This is a genomic window from Nioella nitratireducens (assembly GCF_001879715.1).
GTDB classification, from domain to species: domain Bacteria; phylum Pseudomonadota; class Alphaproteobacteria; order Rhodobacterales; family Rhodobacteraceae; genus Nioella; species Nioella nitratireducens.
In genome coordinates this window covers 33,047-49,984 of the sequence record NZ_MNBW01000003.1, presented here as the reverse complement: position 1 = coordinate 49,984, position 16,938 = coordinate 33,047, and the positions used below count along the sequence as shown (strand labels likewise).

16 protein-coding genes are annotated in these 16,938 nt (G+C 64.5%); 8 read left to right on the top strand and 8 right to left on the bottom strand.

The window, feature by feature from the left end:
• Positions 1 to 38: 38 nt before the first annotated feature.
• Positions 39 to 2,570 carry a TIGR02302 family protein gene (locus BKY27_RS03180; protein WP_071673001.1) on the bottom strand — a complete coding sequence of 844 codons (2,532 nt, stop codon included), beginning with the start codon at positions 2,568 to 2,570 and terminating at the stop codon, positions 39 to 41.
• Positions 2,571 to 2,702: 132 nt separating this feature from the next.
• The gene (gene lysA, locus BKY27_RS03175; protein WP_071673000.1) at positions 2,703 to 3,968 is read right to left on the bottom strand and encodes a diaminopimelate decarboxylase; all 1,266 of its coding nucleotides are present in this window, start codon (positions 3,966 to 3,968) and stop codon (positions 2,703 to 2,705) included.
• Between the two features lie 137 nt (positions 3,969 to 4,105).
• Here lysA and BKY27_RS03170 point away from each other — a divergent pair, with 137 nt between their 5' ends.
• Positions 4,106 to 5,083, top strand: coding sequence for a quinone oxidoreductase family protein (locus BKY27_RS03170; protein WP_071672999.1), 978 nt, complete (start codon positions 4,106 to 4,108; stop codon positions 5,081 to 5,083).
• 144 nt (positions 5,084 to 5,227) lie between these two features.
• Here BKY27_RS03170 and BKY27_RS03165 read toward each other — a convergent pair whose 3' ends face one another.
• Positions 5,228 to 5,530: a DUF2834 domain-containing protein gene (locus tag BKY27_RS03165; protein WP_071672998.1), complete on the bottom strand. Its 303-nt coding sequence runs from the start codon at positions 5,528 to 5,530 to the stop codon at positions 5,228 to 5,230.
• Between the two features lie 185 nt (positions 5,531 to 5,715).
• Between BKY27_RS03165 and BKY27_RS03160 the strand changes: the two genes are divergently transcribed.
• From BKY27_RS03160 to BKY27_RS03150, 3 genes are all read left to right on the top strand, one after another.
• Positions 5,716 to 7,365, top strand: a complete 1,650-nt coding sequence (locus BKY27_RS03160) for an electron transfer flavoprotein-ubiquinone oxidoreductase (protein WP_071672997.1) — start codon at positions 5,716 to 5,718, stop codon at positions 7,363 to 7,365.
• A gap of 108 nt (positions 7,366 to 7,473) precedes the next feature.
• A complete protein-coding gene (locus tag BKY27_RS03155; RefSeq protein WP_084667833.1) occupies positions 7,474 to 9,174 on the top strand; it encodes a tetratricopeptide repeat protein in 1,701 nt (566 codons plus the stop codon).
• A complete protein-coding gene (locus BKY27_RS03150; protein WP_071672996.1) occupies positions 9,171 to 10,004 on the top strand; it encodes a 4-(cytidine 5'-diphospho)-2-C-methyl-D-erythritol kinase in 834 nt (277 codons plus the stop codon). Before BKY27_RS03155 ends, BKY27_RS03150 begins: the two co-directional genes overlap by 4 nt.
• Positions 10,005 to 10,078: 74 nt before the next feature.
• Here BKY27_RS03150 and BKY27_RS03145 read toward each other — a convergent pair whose 3' ends face one another.
• Positions 10,079 to 11,080, bottom strand: coding sequence for a polyprenyl synthetase family protein (locus BKY27_RS03145; RefSeq protein ID WP_071672995.1), 1,002 nt, complete (start codon positions 11,078 to 11,080; stop codon positions 10,079 to 10,081).
• Between the two features lie 56 nt (positions 11,081 to 11,136).
• Between BKY27_RS03145 and BKY27_RS03140 the strand changes: the two genes are divergently transcribed.
• The 3 genes from BKY27_RS03140 to BKY27_RS03130 all read left to right on the top strand — a co-directional run bounded on the left by BKY27_RS03140 (position 11,137) and on the right by BKY27_RS03130 (position 12,386).
• On the top strand, positions 11,137 to 11,355 hold the full coding sequence (locus BKY27_RS03140; RefSeq protein ID WP_071672994.1) for a putative signal transducing protein: 219 nt from the start codon (positions 11,137 to 11,139) through the stop codon (positions 11,353 to 11,355).
• Positions 11,355 to 12,107 carry a tRNA1(Val) (adenine(37)-N6)-methyltransferase gene (locus BKY27_RS03135; protein WP_071672993.1) on the top strand — a complete coding sequence of 251 codons (753 nt, stop codon included), beginning with the start codon at positions 11,355 to 11,357 and terminating at the stop codon, positions 12,105 to 12,107. Before BKY27_RS03140 ends, BKY27_RS03135 begins: the two co-directional genes overlap by 1 nt.
• Before the next feature lie 114 nt (positions 12,108 to 12,221).
• Positions 12,222 to 12,386: a YdcH family protein gene (locus BKY27_RS03130; RefSeq protein WP_071672992.1), complete on the top strand. Its 165-nt coding sequence runs from the start codon at positions 12,222 to 12,224 to the stop codon at positions 12,384 to 12,386.
• A gap of 227 nt (positions 12,387 to 12,613) precedes the next feature.
• On the opposite strand, the gene phbB is transcribed toward BKY27_RS03130, so the two are convergent.
• The 3 genes from phbB to BKY27_RS03115 form a co-directional block, all read right to left on the bottom strand.
• Positions 12,614 to 13,336 (bottom strand): acetoacetyl-CoA reductase, encoded by a 723-nt coding sequence (gene phbB, locus BKY27_RS03125; RefSeq protein WP_071672991.1) that lies wholly within the window; start codon positions 13,334 to 13,336, stop codon positions 12,614 to 12,616.
• A 162-nt stretch (positions 13,337 to 13,498) separates the two neighbouring features.
• A complete protein-coding gene (locus BKY27_RS03120) occupies positions 13,499 to 14,674 on the bottom strand; it encodes an acetyl-CoA C-acetyltransferase (protein WP_071672990.1) in 1,176 nt (391 codons plus the stop codon).
• A gap of 157 nt (positions 14,675 to 14,831) precedes the next feature.
• On the bottom strand, positions 14,832 to 15,671 hold the full coding sequence (locus BKY27_RS03115; RefSeq protein ID WP_071672989.1) for an EAL domain-containing protein: 840 nt from the start codon (positions 15,669 to 15,671) through the stop codon (positions 14,832 to 14,834).
• A 128-nt stretch (positions 15,672 to 15,799) separates the two neighbouring features.
• Between BKY27_RS03115 and BKY27_RS03110 the strand changes: the two genes are divergently transcribed.
• Positions 15,800 to 16,372 carry a DNA-3-methyladenine glycosylase I gene (locus BKY27_RS03110; RefSeq protein ID WP_071672988.1) on the top strand — a complete coding sequence of 191 codons (573 nt, stop codon included), beginning with the start codon at positions 15,800 to 15,802 and terminating at the stop codon, positions 16,370 to 16,372.
• Positions 16,373 to 16,377: 5 nt separating this feature from the next.
• Here BKY27_RS03110 and BKY27_RS03105 read toward each other — a convergent pair whose 3' ends face one another.
• Positions 16,378 to 16,935 (bottom strand): TlpA family protein disulfide reductase, encoded by a 558-nt coding sequence (locus BKY27_RS03105; protein ID WP_071672987.1) that lies wholly within the window; start codon positions 16,933 to 16,935, stop codon positions 16,378 to 16,380.
• Positions 16,936 to 16,938: the final 3 nt, after the last annotated feature.

Here is a 16,938-nt window from a genome sequence, read left to right as displayed (position 1 = left end):
GAAGATGCTGTAAAGCAACGCGACCTCGCCGCGTCGTGTTAGCGGGTTGCGTCGCTGGCAAACCGGTCCAGCAGGCGGCGCAGATAGTCCAGTTCCACATCCGGGCGGTCCTGCTCGGCGGACCGGCGACGGATTTCGTCCAACAGGTCGCGCGCCCGGCGGAAGGCCTCTTCGCGCTGCTCAAAGCTTTCATCCGTGCCGACCGCGCCGGAATTTCCCGCTTGCCGCCCCAGCGGGTCTTGCAAGGGGCGCTCGGCATCCATGTTGCCGCTGGCCTGTCCCTGACCGGGGTCGCCCTCCTCGTCGCGGGCCAGCGCCTCGCCAAGCGATTGCATCCCCTCCCGCAACGCCTCCATCGCCTCGGACTGGCTGTCCAGCGCCTCGGCCAGGTCGCCGCGATCCAATTCTCCAATCGCGTCGTTCATGGCCCGGCCCGCCTCTTCCAGACGGCGCAAGGCCTCGTCGCCCTCGGGCGTGCCGCCGCCGGGCAGATCCTGCGCTTGCTGGCGCAATTGCTCGCGCAATGCGCGCTGGCGTTCGGTCAGGCTGCTGGAATCGTTCTCGCCGCCCTGCTGGCCGCCTTGCTGGTTGCCATCCGGTCCGGGCTGCTCGGCCCCCGGCCCGTTCGGGTTGAACCGCTCCTGTAAATCGCGGAATGCCTCATCGGCCAGACCCTGCTGGTTGCGGAGCGTGTCCTGCAAATCCTGCATCGACTGCTGCCCCGGCGTGCGCGGCCCGTTCGGGTCGTTGCCGTTCTGGGTGATCTGCATGTTTTCCATCATCTGGCGCAGCGCATCCAGCATCTCTTGCGCTTCGTCCATACGGCCCTGCTGCATCAGCTCTTCGATCCGGCTCATCATCTCTTCCAGATCGTTGCGCGTCAGCTCCATGGTCTCGCCCTGCTGATCCGGCTGGTCGGTCCCGTCATTGGGCTGCATGTTATCGGCGAGGTCTTGCATGTAATCCTGCATCGCCTCGCGCAAGTCCTGCATAAGTTGTGCGATCTCCGCGTCGGTCGCACCCTGCCGCATGGCCTCGGACAAACGGTCCTGCGCGCGGCGCAGCCGCTCCAGTGCATCCGACAAGTCGCCCTCTTCGATCTGCACGGCGGTGTCCCACAGGATCTGGGCCACCTCGTCGCGTCGCTCGGCGGACAGGCTGTCGCCGCCACTTTCCAGTCGACGGATCACGCCCCGCACCGCAAGATAGAGCGCCTCATCCTCGAACAGCCCCTCGGGCCGGTGGGTGATCGCGCGCAAGAGCTGCCCGACGCGCGGCGCGTTTTCCCGCGACCACAGCAAGTCGCGCCGCATTTCGATCAGCGCATTGGCCAACGGGTCGAAGAACCGCCGCCCCGGCAGGTGGTCCAGCTCGATCACACGCCGCCCGGTCTGGCCGGCGTCATCCTCGACAGCCAGTTCCAACCGCACGGGGAGTGTGGCGAACGGGTGCTGCGACAGGTCTTCGACCAGCACTTCGGAAAAATCGGCACGGCTGCCGCGATAGGGCAAGGGCAGGTCCAGCACCAAGGGCTCTCGCGGCTCGGGCGCGATGGCCAGCCCATAACGCCGGTCGGCGGCCTCCGGGTCCAGCGTCAGCACCGCCTGCCCGCCCGCGATCCCGTAATCGTCCTGCGCGGCATAGGTCATCTGCACCGATCCCGGCGGCACCCCCGCCACCGGCTCGGCCAGGTCGACCGTCGGGGCCCGGTCGGCCAGCATCGCGATCTGCCAGCGGCGCGGGTTGGTCCCGGAAATCTCCAGCTCGCCCGATTGCTCGACCGTGACTTGCCGCGACAGGCTGTCGGGGTCTTCTACGGGGGCGTCGGGCTGCAAGGTCTGGCTGATCCCGATCTGGCCCGTGTCCCCATAGATCCGCAAGGTAATGCGCGATCCGGCGGGCACTTCGAACGCGTCGGCCACGATATCGTTGAGGTAGAGCGACGGACGCCCGGTATAAAGCGGTGGCTCGACCCAGCCCTCCCAGCTTGGGCCGCCGGTCACCGGCTGCGGCGCCCCGGCCATCGCGTCGCCGACCTCGGCCACCTGCCCCAGCGTGCCGAACAGCATCGCCATGGCAAAGCCCGTCGCCGCCACGAAACGCAGGCCATAGGGGTCGCGGTCTGAAATCCTCAGGTCCGGCTCCGGCGCGCGGGCGTTGGCGGCGCGCGCCGCCATCCTGTCCAGATGCGCCTGCCACACGGCCTGTGTCGCCGGATCGTCGCTGCCGATCGCGGGGTGGTCGGCCAGCGCCGTCAGCGGACGCCCCGGCATGGTCTGGTCCAACCGCTCCATCGCCTCGGCCCGGCTCGGCATCCGGAATCGCCACAGGCCCACCCCCAGCGCCCAGATCAGGGCCAGACCGGCCACGATGATACCGGCCAAAACCCCCCTCTGCGGCAACACCTCGGCCACCCCGAAGGCCAGCGCGGCGACGCCTGCCAGCAAGATCGTCCAGACCGGCCAGAAGGCGCGCACGAACCGCTCGGACGCCATGCCGAGACGGGTCAGGCGCAAGGGCCAGATCAGGCGCTGCAAGGCAACCTGCGGAGGGAGAGTCGGTTCGGTCATACGACCTTTCTACGCTGCGCGGCCCCTCGGGGGCCAGTTCCGACCGTCGCGGCGCGCCTCATCCCGCTGTCACGGGCGGTGTTCGGCCGATGTTTCCCCCGCAACGGGCGAAACACCGGATCGGCGCGCGGCTCACAGCCACTCTGGAACGATATCGCGATTTATGATCTCGTCAAATGTCGGACGCGGGCGGATGACCGCAACGTGATCGCCCTTGACCAGAACTTCCGGGATCAGCGGTCGGGTGTTGTATTCCGACGACATCACCGCGCCATAGGCCCCGGCAGACCGGAACGCGACCAGATCGCCCGACACCAGCGGCGGCAACTCGCGCCCCTTGGCAAAGGTATCGCCGCTTTCGCAAACCGGGCCGACCACGTCATAGGGCTGACGCCCGGCGCCCGGCGCCGGTTCCACCACCGGGTCGATATCGTGATAGGCACCGTACATCGACGGGCGGATCAGGTCGTTCATCGCCGCGTCAAGGATCAGAAAATCGCGCCCCTCGCCATTTTTCAGATAAATCACTGACGACACCAGCAGCCCGGCATTACCCGCGATCAACCGGCCCGGCTCGATCTCCACTTCCACATCCAGCCCCGCCACGCAGCGCTTGATCAACGCGCCGTAGTCCGTGGGCAGCGGCGGCGCCTCGTTCGAGCGGGTATAGGGAATGCCCAAGCCGCCCCCCAGATCGAGGCGGCGGATATCATGCCCCTCGGCCCGCAGCATCCGCGTCAGCTCGGCCACCTTGGCATAGGCTTGCTCAAAGGGCTCCAGATCGACCAACTGGCTGCCGATATGCACGTCGATGCCGATAACCTCCAGCCCCGGCAGGCTGGCCGCCAGGGCATAGACCTCCTTCGCCCGCGAAATCGGGATGCCGAACTTGTTGTCGGATTTGCCGGTGGCAATCTTTTCATGGGTGCGCGCGTCCACATCCGGGTTCACGCGGATGGTGACGGGGGCGGTCGCCCCCATGGAACTGGCGACCTCTGACAGCACCCCCATTTCCGGCTCGCTCTCGATGTTGAACTGGCGGATACCGCCTTCCAGCGCCGCGCGCATTTCCGCCCGCGTCTTGCCGACGCCGGAAAACACGATCCGCTCGCCGGGCACGCCCGCCGCCTTGGCGCGTGCATACTCGCCGCCCGACACCACATCCATGCCCGCGCCCAGACCGGCCAGCACCTTCAGCACCGCTTGGTTGGAATTGGCCTTCATAGCGAAACAGACCATGTTCGGCACTCCGTCCAGCGCGTCCTTGAACAACTGGTAGTGCCGGGTCAGCGTGGCGGTGGAATACACGTAGAACGGCGTGCCCACTTGTGCCGCGATCTCGGGCAAGGGCACGTCTTCGGCATGCAGGATGCCGTTGCGATACAGGAAATGGTCCATCGGGTCAGCCTTCGCGCAAATTGCCGTGGGGCCGTAGCACCCCGCGCGGAAAATTCAAAGCGATACTCGACTTGGGGGGCGCGCCGTCTTAGCTCTTGTCACAACGAAATCTCACGCGAGGGAGGGAGGGACCACCCATGAACGTAAAATCCATGGTGATCGACGCGCATGGCGGGCCGGAGCAATTCAAACCGCTGACGACCGAGCTGAACGCGCCAGGGCCGGGCGAGGTACTGATCCGCCACAAGGCCATCGGGCTCAACTTCATCGACGTCTACCAGCGCACCGGTCTTTATCCGATGGCGCTGCCCCATGTCCTTGGCATGGAAGCGGCGGGCGTGATCGAGGCCGTGGGCGAGGGCGTGACGCATCTCAAGGTCGGCGACCGCGCGGCCTATGCGGCGACACCCCCCGGCGCCTACGCCGAAGCGCGCGTGATGCCCGCGGCCCAGGTCTGCCCCCTGCCAGACGGCATTTCCTTCGAAGAAGGCGCGGCGATGATGCTGAAGGGCCTGACCGTTAACTATCTTTTCCGCCGCACCACCCCGATCAAGGCGGGCGACACGGTGCTGTTTCACGCCGCGGCAGGCGGCGTTGGCCTGATTGCCTGCCAATGGGCGCGGTCCGAGGGCATCACCCTGATCGGCACGGCAGGCACGGATGAAAAATGCCAGCTCGCGCTCGACCACGGCGCGGCCCATTGCATCAACTACCGGACCGAGGACTGGGCCGCACGCGTGCGGGAACTCACGGGCGGCAAAGGCGTTGACGTGGTGATGGATGCTGTGGGCAAAGACACGTTCGAAGGCTCGATCGACAGCCTCAAACCGCTTGGGATGATGATCTCCTTCGGCAATGCCTCGGGCCCGGTGGACCCGGTCCCTCTGACCCTGCTGGCGGGCAAGGGCTCGCTCAAGATCACCCGGCCGACGCTGTTCACACATATCGCCGACCACGAGACCTGCCAGCAAATGGCGCGAAAGCTTTTCGACAAGGTGCTGGCGGGCGACGTGACGATCCGCATCGACCAACGCTTCCCGTTGGAAGACGTGGCCGAAGCGCACCGCGCGCTGGAAGCCCGCAAGACGACCGGATCGACGATCCTGACTGTGTGATGCGAAAGCGGACCGCGGGGGCACCCTGCGGTCCAGTTCGCCATGTCCTGGAATGGAGAGCGGCGGCTTGATCGGCTGGCGTCGAAATTTGAGTATTTTTGCCAAGAAGAAGGCAGCAGGGCGCGCGTTAACCTTAATGCTGTGTTAACGGCGCAGAGCGAGATAGAGCGGCAGACCACAGCTTACCCCGATGCAGAAGGTCGCGGGGATGGCAACAAGCCCCCACCAGTTGCGGTCGAGGATCGTTTCGATCAGCACCCAGAGCGTCAGCGCACCGGCGGCGATGGTCAGGTCCCAGACCAGGCCGGAACTGGCGGCGTTGGTGTGCCATGCCGCCACCATGCCCGTGATGGTAAACCCGTTCTCGCCGAACCACGCTAGGAAAAAGCGCATCGGAATCACCGCGCCGAGGGCGGCGACCAAAAGGAACAAAACGCGAACAGCCATCGGGGCCTCCGATAAAAGTTTCCGTTGGCGCTAACAAGCGACGAAACATAGTTAGGCTGCGCCACCGATAGGGCAAAGGGATGTTGCGTCGCAATTGACGCGCCACGACAGGGGCGTTACCCCAACTGGAAGATTTTTTCAGCCAGACAAGCGCCTCGCGGCGCCGAGCCGGAGGATACGCAGGAATGTCCGAAATGACACGTGAATCGATGGAATACGATGTCGTGATTGTTGGGGCGGGGCCTGCTGGCCTGTCCGCCGCGATCCGGCTCAAGCAGCTCAATACCGACCTTGAGGTCGTGGTGCTGGAAAAGGGCTCGGAAGTGGGGGCGCATATCCTGTCCGGCGCGGTTCTCGACCCCTGTGGCCTCGACGCCCTGATCCCGGACTGGAAAGACAAGGGCGCGCCGATCACCGTGCCGGTCAAGGAAGACCAGTTCTACGTTCTCGGCCCCGCAGGCAAGGTCAAGGTGCCGAACTGGCCGATGCCGCCGCTGATGTCGAACCACGGCAATTACATCGTCTCGATGGGCAATGTCTGCCGCTGGATGGCCGAACAGGCCGAGGAAATGGGCGTCGAGATTTTCCCCGGCATGGCCTGCTCGGAACTGATCTACGGCGACAATGGTCAGGTCAAGGGCGTGGTCGCGGGCGAGTTCGGCAAGGCCCCCGATGGCACCCCCGGCCCCGCCTATGAACCGGGAATGGAACTGCACGGCAAATATGTCTTCATCTCCGAAGGCGTGCGCGGCAGCCTCGCCAAGGAGATCATCGCCAAATACGACCTCTCCTCGGGGCATGAGCCGCAGAAATACGGCCTCGGCATGAAGGAAATCTGGGAGATCGACCCCGCCAAGCACCGCGAGGGCCGCGTCACCCACACCATGGGCTGGCCGCTGGGCAAGAACGCGGGCGGCGGCTCGTTCGTTTATCACCTCGACAACAACCAGGTCTATGTGGGCTTCGTGGTGCACCTGAACTACAAGAACCCCTACCTGTTCCCCTACATGGAATTCCAGCGCTTCAAGCACCACCCGATGGTGGCCGATCTGCTGGAGGGCGGCAAGCGCGTGGCCTATGGCGCGCGGGCGATTTCCGAGGGCGGTTACCAGTCAATGCCCAAGATGGTCTTCCCCGGCGGCGCGCTGCTTGGCTGTTCGGTGGGTCTGGTCAACGTGCCGCGCATCAAGGGCAACCACAACGCCATGCTCTCGGGCAAGGCGGCGGCAGAGGCCGCGGTCGAGGCGCTGTCGGCGGGCCGCTCGGGCGACGAACTGACCAGCTACGAGACCGAGGTGCGCACCGGTGCCATCGGCAAGGATCTGAAAAAAGTCCGCAACGTCAAGCCGATGTGGTCCAAATGGGGCCTCACCCCGTCGCTGATTTTCGGCGGTTTCGACATGTGGACCAACAATCTCTTCGGTGTCTCGCTTTTCGGCACGATGAAACACGGCAAGACTGACGCGGCGGCGACGGAAGAGGCGGCGAAGCACCAGCCGATCGACTACCCCAAACCCGATGGCAAGATCAGCTTCGACCGGCTGACCAATGTCAGCTTCTCGATGACCAACCACGAGGAAAACCAGCCCGCGCACCTGCACCTCGCCGACGCCTCGGTGCCGATCGGGGTGAACCTGCCGAAATTCGCCGAACCGGCGCAGCGCTATTGCCCGGCGGGTGTCTACGAAGTGGTGGAAAAGGACGGCCAGAACCAGTTCGTGATCAACTTCCAGAACTGCGTCCATTGCAAGACCTGCGACATCAAGGACCCCAGCCAGAACATCACCTGGGTGACCCCGCAGGGTGGCGACGGGCCCAACTATCCCAACATGTGATCACTTCCCTGACAGGACGGCAAAAAACGGGGCGCCCAGGTGGCGCCCCGCATTGCGTCCGGGGGCAGTCGCACCTAGTCTCGGGCGCAAACCGAGCAGGAGGTTCCAATGCGTATGCTGTCCCGTTTCACCCTGATCCTGGGCCTGTGCCTTGGTGCCCCCGCCGTCTCGCAAACGACAGTGCCGCTGGATCAGCCGGGGCTCGCCGGGGCCTATCTGGCGGCCCGGTCTGCCGCGATCTCGGGCGACCACCGCGAAGCCGCGCGCCAGTTCGAACGCCTGCTACAGGCCGACCCCGACAACGTGCGCCTGATCGGCGACGCGATGCTGGCCTTCGCCGCCATCGGCGATTGGGACAGCGCCGGCAGCTATACCGACCGTGTGCCCGACGATGCCGATGAACGCGACTTCGCCAATCTCGTCGATCAGGTGAACCGCGTTCGCGCAGGCGACCTTGCTGGCGCCGCCGAGGCCGCCGTCGCCCAATCCGGGGCCGGGCCGCTGATCGACCCGCTGCTCGAAGCATGGCTCTACCTCGCCGAGGGAGACATGAGCCGCGCCAGCCAGACCTTCGAGGCGATGATCGACGACAACAGCCCGCTGGCGGGCCTCGTGCCTTACCAGCTTGGCCTTGCCCGCGCCTCGGTCGGCGATTTCGAGGGGGCCATGGCGATCTTCTCGGGCGAGGTCTACGGCCCGCTGCAACTTTCGTCACGCGGGATTCAGGCCCACGCACAGGTGCTGGTGCAACTTGATCGGGCCGATGATGCGCTTGCCCTGCTGGATCAGGCCCTTGTGCGCGATGCCGACCAAAGCTTGATCGAACTGCGCGCCCAGATCGCGGCGGATCCGACCCGCCCGTATGATTTCATCGTGACCCCGGAACAGGGGATGGCCGAGGTCTTCTTTTCGCTGGCCCGCGTCTTGGGCAGCGATGCGGGCACCACCCTGCCGCTGGTCTATGCCCGCGCCGCCCATGCCATTGATCCCGGCCATATCCAATCGCTGCTGCTGGCGGGGAATATCCTGTCCGACGCCCGGCAATACCAGATGGCGGTCGAGGTCTATGGCCTCGTGCCGCGCGAAAGCCCGCTTTTCGTCGAGGCCGAACAAGGCCGGTCCGAAGCCCTGTTCCAGCTTGATCGTCAGGAAGCGGCCGTCGAGGTTCTGCAATCCCTTGCCCGCGACTATCCCGACCTTGCGTCGGTGCACACCGCCCTTGGCGATGTTCTGCGCCGCCAGGAACAGTTCGACGACGCCATCGCCGCGTATACCGCCGCGATCGGGCTGATCGACACCGACCAGTCGCGTTATTGGTTCCTGTTCTATGCCCGCGCCATCAGCTATGAACGCACCGGCCAATGGGATGCCGCCGAGGCCGATTTCCGCCATGCATTGGAATTGGAACCCGACCAGCCCAACGTTCTGAATTACCTTGGCTATTCCCTGATCGAACAGGGCCGCGATCTGGATGAAGCGCTCGACATGATCCAGCGCGCCGTCGCCGCGCGGCCGGACAATGGCTATATCGTCGACTCGCTCGGTTGGGTCTATTTCCAGCTTGGCCGCTACGAAGATGCTGTGGCGCCGATGGAACGCGCCCTTGCCCTGACGCCGAATGACCCGATCCTGAACGACCATCTGGGCGACGTCTACTGGATGGTGGGCCGAACCCGCGAGGCGGAATTCCAATGGAGCCGTGCGCTCTCGTTCGACCCTGACCCCGCCGATGCCGACCGGATACGCCTCAAGCTCGACATCGGTCTTGATGCGGTTCTGGAACAGGAACAGGGGCAGCCCGTCGAGTGATGGAAGAGCGCGCGCCAGCCAAGATCAACCTTGCGCTGCACGTGACCGGCCAACGGGCGGATGGCTACCACCTGCTCGACTCGTTGGTCGTTTTTGCCCGCGACACCGGCGATGACCTGCGGATGCAAGCGGCCGATGAAATATCGCTCAGCGTCACAGGCCCCATGGCCAGCGGCGTGCCGGTCGGCCCAGAGAACCTGATCTTGCGCGCCGCCGCCCTCCTTGGCCCGTCGCGCGGTGCGCGCATCACGCTGGATAAACACCTGCCCCATGCCGCCGGGATCGGAGGCGGCTCTGCCGATGCCGCCGCCGCCCTGCGCGGTCTGGCGCGGCTCTGGGAGCAGTGCCTGCCCTCGGTCGACGAGTGTCTGCGCCTTGGCGCGGACGTTCCCGTCTGCCTGTCATCCGCGCCGCAACGGATGCAGGGGATCGGCGACAGCCTGTCGCCGGTGCCGCCCCTGCCCCCGGTGTTCGCGGTTCTGGTGAACCCCCGCGTGTCGGTGCCGACCGGGCCGGTTTTCGCCGCGCTCGCACGCAAGGACAACCCGCCAATGGCCGCCCCGGCGTGGACCGATTTCGCCAGCTTCCTCGCGTGGCTCGCGCATCAGCGTAACGACCTCGAACCGCCCGCCCGCGCGCACGCCCCCGCCGTGATGGAAACGCTCACCGCCCTACGCCACCAGGACGCGGCGCTCGCCCGGATGAGCGGGTCAGGCGCCACCTGTTTCGGATTGTTCGAGACCGAGGCGCAGGCCACCCGCGCAGCCCGCGCCCTTGCCGCCGATCATCCCGACTGGTGGGTGGCCGCGACGGCGCTGATGGACGGCTGATTTTCCGACAACCCTGTCAGAAAAAACCGACACAAGCGTCGGAAACAACCGACAGCCGTGTCGGAAAACGCGGCTCAGGTGACCCGTGCAACGACGTAATCGGCCAGATCGGACAGCATGTCGCGCAGCGGATGGTTCGGCAATTCCGCCAGCGCCGCCTTGGCCTGATCGCGATACTGCAACGCCTCTTCCCGCGTTTCTTCCAGCGCACCATGCCGCTTCAGCAGCGCCATCGCATGGTCCAGATCGCCGTCTTCCTGACGCCCCTTCTCGATGGTCCTCAGCCAGAAGGCGCGCTCTTCACCATCCGCCTTGGCCACGGCCTTGATCACCGGAAGTGTCAGTTTTCGCTCGCGAAAATCGTCTCCGGTGTTCTTGCCCATGGCGCCTGATGCACCACCGTAATCCAGCAGGTCATCGACGATCTGAAAGCTCATCCCAAGTGCATCGCCATAGCGCGCCAGCGCCGTCACCTGTGCCTCGGGCGCGCCCGCGATGACACCACCCACTTCGGTCGCCGCCTCGAACAGAGCGGCGGTTTTTCCTTTGATAACCTGACGGTAGATGTCCTCTCCCGTCGCCAAGTTCTGTGCAGCCGTCAACTGCAACACCTCGCCCTCGGCAATCGTCGCGGACGCGTTCGACAGGATTTCCATCACCCGCAGCGACCCGCATTCCACCATCAACTGGAACGACCGGGCGAACAGGTAATCGCCGACCAGAACGGAAGATTTGTTATCCCACAACAGGTTAGCGGTCGGTCGCCCCCGGCGCTGCGCGCTTTCGTCGACCACATCGTCATGCAACAGCGTCGCGGTGTGGATGAATTCCACCGTTGCCGCCAGCACCTGATGATAGGCGCCCTCGTAGCCGCAAAGCCGCGCCGCGGCCAAGGTCATCATCGGACGAATCCGCTTGCCCCCCGCCTCGACCAGATGCGCTGTCACTTCCGGTATCCGGGGTGCGTGTTCCGAGGCCATCCGCGTGCGGATCAGTGCATTTACCGCCTGCAAATCCTCGGCAAGATACTCTCGAAGGCGGTCATGGGGTTTGGTTGCGGTATCTGCGACGGTCATCCCGGGGGTGTTTCCTTCTCTCGACAAGCGGGCGTTTGGGGCCTATCTGCCCTTGCATGAAAGAACTGTTGCGCAGCACCGATCCGACCGTGATCGCCTTCGCCTCGGCGCTCTTATCGGGCGAGGGTATAGAGGTGTTCGAGTTGGACGTCCATATGAGCGTGCTCGAAGGCTCCCTTGGCGTATTGCCGCGCCGCCTGATGGTGCGCGAGGGCGACATGATCGCCGCCGAACGCGCGATGCGCGACAATGGCATTCCCTTCGGGCGCCCCTGATGGGCTTTGCCCGGAACGCCCTGACCCGTGACGCCTTCCTTGGCGGGCGGGTCCATGCGTGGCAGCCCCGCGACGGATACCGTGCCGCCACCGATCCGGTTCTGCTGGCCGCCGCCGTCGAAGCCCGGCCCGGCCAAAGCGTTCTGGAATTGGGCTGCGGCGCGGGCGTGGCGTCGCTGTGCCTGTCGGCCCGCGTTCCGGACCTGACGCTGACCGGGGTCGAACGGCAGGCCGACTATGCCGATCTGGCCCACCGCAACCTTGGCGACAGCGCCCGGATCGTCACCGCAGACCTTGCCGCGCTGCCCGACAGCTTGCGTCAACAGCACTTCGACCACGTCATCGCCAACCCGCCCTATTATCGCGCCGGGGCCGGAACACCCGCCGGGGACACGGGCCGCGAGGCCGCCCTGCGCGAGGAAACGCCCTTGACAGACTGGGTAGAGGTCGCCGCCCGCCGCCTTGCCCCCAAGGGCTGGCTGACGATGATCCAGGCGGCCGACCGCCTGCCCGACATGATGGCCGCGATGGTGCCACGGCTTGGTTCGCTGATGCTGCGCCCGCTGGTGCCGCGCATTGGCCGCCCGGCCGGTCGCGTCCTGCTGCGGGGCCGCAAAGGAGGCCGCGCGCCCTTTGTTTTATTGCCGCCCCTGATCCTGCACGACGGCGCAAAGCATCAAGAGGATGGCGACGATTTTTCCCAGGCTGCGCAGGGTATCCTGCGGGAAGCCGCCGCCTTGCCCTGGGTCTGATCGGCGGGCCTCTGCGTCATTCCGACAATTTCAGATAGGTTACAGGTGACAAGAATCGCAAGCTGTGCTTCGATTGTCATCACGATGTCACATAGCAGAGAGAGGAGGATTTGAATGTCAGTAGGCGCTCACCTTGAGGAGCTTAAGAGAAAGCACGAGACCCTCTCGCGAAAAGTTGAAGAAGTTCAACGCAGTCCCGGCACCAGCGACGTGACGATCCGGGAACTGAAAAAACAGAAACTCCTTATCAAGGAAGAGATCGCGCGCCTCGACGCCTGATCAAAGTCATTTTTCATCAAGCCACATGGGCGTTTTGGCGCCCATGTGCAGCGCGCAAACAGACGCACCACCGGTAGTTTTGATCGGATGGGTATCTGTTCTTCCCCAAATCCATCGCCAAGACCGCGACTTTCCGCTTGCGCCCCCATGACGGGCCCGCCCCTGCGGAGCACTGAAAAAGGCCCCCGCCGATATGGCGGAGGCCTGTGATGCACTGTCTGACTGGATCAGACGAAGAACTGGGCACCGTTGGCCGAAATGGTCGACCCGTTGATAAAGCCCGCGTCGTCAGAGGCGAGGAAGGCCACACAACGCGCGATTTCTTCCGGTTCGCCAAGACGGCCCGCCGGAATCTGGCCGATGATGGCTTCGCGCACCTTTTCCGGCACGGCCATGACCATTTCTGTGGCGATGTAGCCGGGGCAGATGGCGTTGGCGGTGATGCCCGCGCGCGCGCCCTCTTGTGCCAGCGACTTGACGATGCCCAGATCCCCGGCCTTGGTCGCGGCGTAGTTCACCTGCGCGAACTGGCCTTTCTGGCCGTTGATCGAGGAAATCACGATGACACGGCCAAACTTGCGCTCGCGCATGCCGGGCCAGACCGGGTGCACGGTGTTGAAGACGCCGGTCAGGTTGGTGTCGATCACCTCTTTCCACTGCTCGGGCGTCATCTTGTGGAACGGCGCGTCACGGGTGATGCCAGCATTAGCGACAACCACGTCGATGGGGCCAAGGTCGGCCTCGACCTGCGCGATACCGGCCTTGGAGGCCTCGTAATCGGCCACGTTCCACTTGTAGGTCTTGATGCCGGTGGCTTCGGAAAAGGCGGCGGCCTTTTCGTCATTGCCTGCATAGGTCGCGGCGACCTCGTAGCCTTCGGCTTTCAGGGCTTTGGAAATGGCTTCGCCGATACCGCGCGAACCGCCGGTAACGAGTGCAACTCTTGCCATGGGACTCCTCCGTTTTGGCAGAATGGATTGGTAACTCTGTTATCCTTTCGGTGCTGCTTGAGCAACATTGTTACTCAAGCATTTTCACTTTCGGGATGAATTAAAAGAAAAAAGGGCGCCACGGCGGGCGCCCTTCCTATGCCGTTCACTGGCGAAGGGCGCTTACGGGCGTTCAACGCAAAGCGCGACCCCCATGCCACCGCCGATGCAGAGCGTGGCAAGGCCTTTCTTGGCCCCGCGGCGCTGCATTTCGAAGAGCAGGGTGTTCAGAACGCGGGCACCCGAGGCGCCGATCGGGTGGCCGATGGCGATGGCGCCGCCGTTCACGTTCACGATCGCCGGGTCCCAGCCCATGTCCTTGTTCACGGCGCAGGCCTGCGCGGCAAAGGCTTCGTTGGCTTCCACGAGGTCGAGATCCTCGACTTTCCAGCCCGCCTTGTCCAGCGCCTTGCGGCTTGCGTAGATCGGGCCGACGCCCATGATCGACGGGTCGAGACCGGCTGTCGCGTAAGAGGCGATACGCGCAAGCGGCTCGATCCCGCGCTTTTCGGCCTCATCTGCCGACATCAGCAGCACGCCCGCCGCGCCGTCGTTCAGGCCGCTGGCGTTGGCGGCGGTCACGGTGCCATCCTTGGTGAAGGCCGGGCGCAGCTTTTGCATGGCGTCCATGGTGGCGCCGTGGCGGATGTATTCATCGTTTTCGACGACGACATCGCCCTTGCGGCTCTTGATCGTCACCGGAGTGATTTCATCGGCGAACTTGCCGGCCTTCTGCGCAGCCTCAGCCTTGTTTTGCGAAGCGACGGCGAATTCGTCCTGCATGTCGCGGCTGATCTGCCACTGCTCGGCCACGTTCTCGGCAGTCTGGCCCATGTGGTAGCCGTTGAAAGCATCCCACAGGCCGTCGCGGATCATCGTGTCGATGTATTTCATGTCGCCCATTTTCTGGCCCTGCCGCAGCATGGCGGCATGGGGGGACATGGACATGTTTTCCTGACCACCGGCGGCGATGATCGAGGCATCGCCCAACATGATGTGCTGCGCGCCGAGCGCGACCGCCCGCAAGCCCGAGCCGCACACCTGGTTGATGCTCCACGCGGCGCTTTCCTGCGGGAAACCCGCATTGATATGCGCCTGGCGGGCCGGGTTCTGGCCCTGGGCGGCGGTCAGCACCTGGCCAAGGATGGTTTCGGAGATGTCTGCCTTGTCGACGCCGGCCCGCTCGACCAGAGCGTTCAGGACGATAGAGCCGAGATCGTGGGCAGGTGTGTTGGCGTAAGAGCCGAGGAAGCTTCCGACGGCGGTACGCGCGGCAGAGGCGATGACGACATTGGTCATGTCAGATCCCTTTCGGTTTGTTCGGGTCGACCGGCGGGAAGGCCCCGCCCGGTCTGGCGGAAAGGCTACGGTTACGCAGGGTCATAAGGCCCGAGGCGCATCCTCACAACTGACACGGTGTCTCATGCTGCACTGCAGTGCAACCGCAGAGTGTGACCTATCCGCCAGTGGCGGCTCTGCCCGCCTCGACCAGCCACGGCGGTGTCAGGCTGGGGGCGCCGAAGAAATACCCCTGCAAGCAATCGACCCCGGCGGCGGCAAGCCAGCCGGCTTCTTGCCCGGTTTCGACGGCTTCGGCCACGGTGAACATGTCGAGATGTTCGGAGACGGATATCAGCGCCTGCATCAGCACCTGATTGTTCGGGTCGCTATGGACCTTGCGGATAAACTGCCCGTCGATCTTGACGATGTCGAAATAGAACTCCTTGAGATAGCGAAAGGCGGTGTGCCCGGCCCCGAAATCGTCGAGCGCGAAGGCAATGCCCTTGTCCTGAAGCTCGGTCATGAAGGTGGTCACCAATTCCGGCATCTGCATCGCGGATTTTTCGGTGATTTCAAGGATCAGCCGTTCCGCCACATTCGGGTCGACGGACAGCCCCCGGTTGAGCACCTGTTTCCACTTCGGATAGCCGATCGAGCGGGCCGACATGTTGATCGACAGGCGCAACGATGGCGTTTGGCGCAGCGCCCGCAGCCCGGCCCGCAGCGCGGCGCAGTCTATTTCCCGGCCCAGTTCCTGCGTTTCCACCGCGCCCATGAACTCCTTCGCCGGGATCACCCGGCCAGTTTCATCCAGCACACGAATGAGCCCCTCGTAAAAGACGGTCCTGTCCGGGTTGGACGCCTGCACCACAGGTTGAAAGGCAAGAACGGTATCGCCCCGTTCCAACGCATCCCGCACCATCGACATGGTGCCCCGGTCCCGTTGCGCGATGGCCGCATCCAAGGGGCTGGCCTCCCCCGGCTCGACCAGATTTCGACGCTTGCGCCCCCGCATGGCAGCCTCCTGTTTGCAGACGGCGCCAAGATGCAGCCGAGGGTCTTAAGCAATGGTGAACCTTCGCTTTTTGTTCTAATTTGAGCAAACCACCCGCGCAGCGGCGATTTGGCAGGAGGACCAAGAGGATGACAGACGGACGCTGTAGCTGGCCGGGCGACGATCCGCTTTATCTGGCCTATCACGACACCGAATGGGGCGTGCCGGAATGGGATAGTCGGGCGCTGTTCGAGAAACTGATTCTCGACGGGTTTCAGGCCGGACTGTCGTGGATCACCATCCTGCGCAAACGGGACAGTTTCCGCGACGCCTTCGCCGGGTTCGACCCCCACGTCATCGCGGGTTGGGGCGAGCCCGATATCGACCGCCTGCTGCAAAACCCCGGCATCATCCGCCATCGCGGCAAGATCGCGGCCACGATCAGCAATGCCCAGGCGTGGCAGCGGATCGAGGCACACCAAGGCTTTGACCGGTTCCTGTGGGACTACGTGGATGGGCGCCCGATCCAGAATGCCTGGTCGCACATGGCCGAAGTTCCCGCACACACGCCCTTGTCCAACCGGATTTCAAAAGATCTGAAGGCCGCCGGGTTCAAGTTCTGCGGGCCGACCATCGCCTATGCCTTCATGCAGGCCGTGGGCATGGTCAACGACCACATCACCACCTGCCCCTGTCATGCCAAGGTGGCGGCACTGGCCTAGGACGGTCAGCCTGCATCGCTCATAAGCGCGGTCATCAGCGCCAGCGCGTCCTCTCCGCCCCAATCGGCATCGCCGCGCAGGCGGCCGATCTCTTGCCCGTCGGGATTCAGTACCACCGTGGTCGGCAAGCCGAAAACCCCCATGGCGCGGGTCATGCCCTGCCGGGGGTCAAGGTAGACCGGCAGGTCTGAAACCCCCACCTCTTCGAAGAAACGGTTGATCGCCGGGATCGGGTTGCGCCCCGACGCGATGGTGACAACGCGGAAATTGTCGCCGCCCAGTTCCTGTTGCAGGGTGTTGAGCGATGGCATTTCCTCGCGGCAGGGGGCGCACCATGTCGCCCAGAAGTTCAGCACGACATATTCGCCCGCGAAATCCTGCAAGGTCATCTCGGTGCCGTCCGCATCTGTGAAAGAAACGTCGGTGACATCCTGCGGGGCCTCGTGCAGGGCCATGGCCCGCATGTCCCCGGCCAGCAAGTCCTGCATGTCTTGCGCGGCAACGGTATTTGCACCGAGGCACAAGGCCATATAAAGCGGGACGAGTCGCAGATGACGGACCATTCT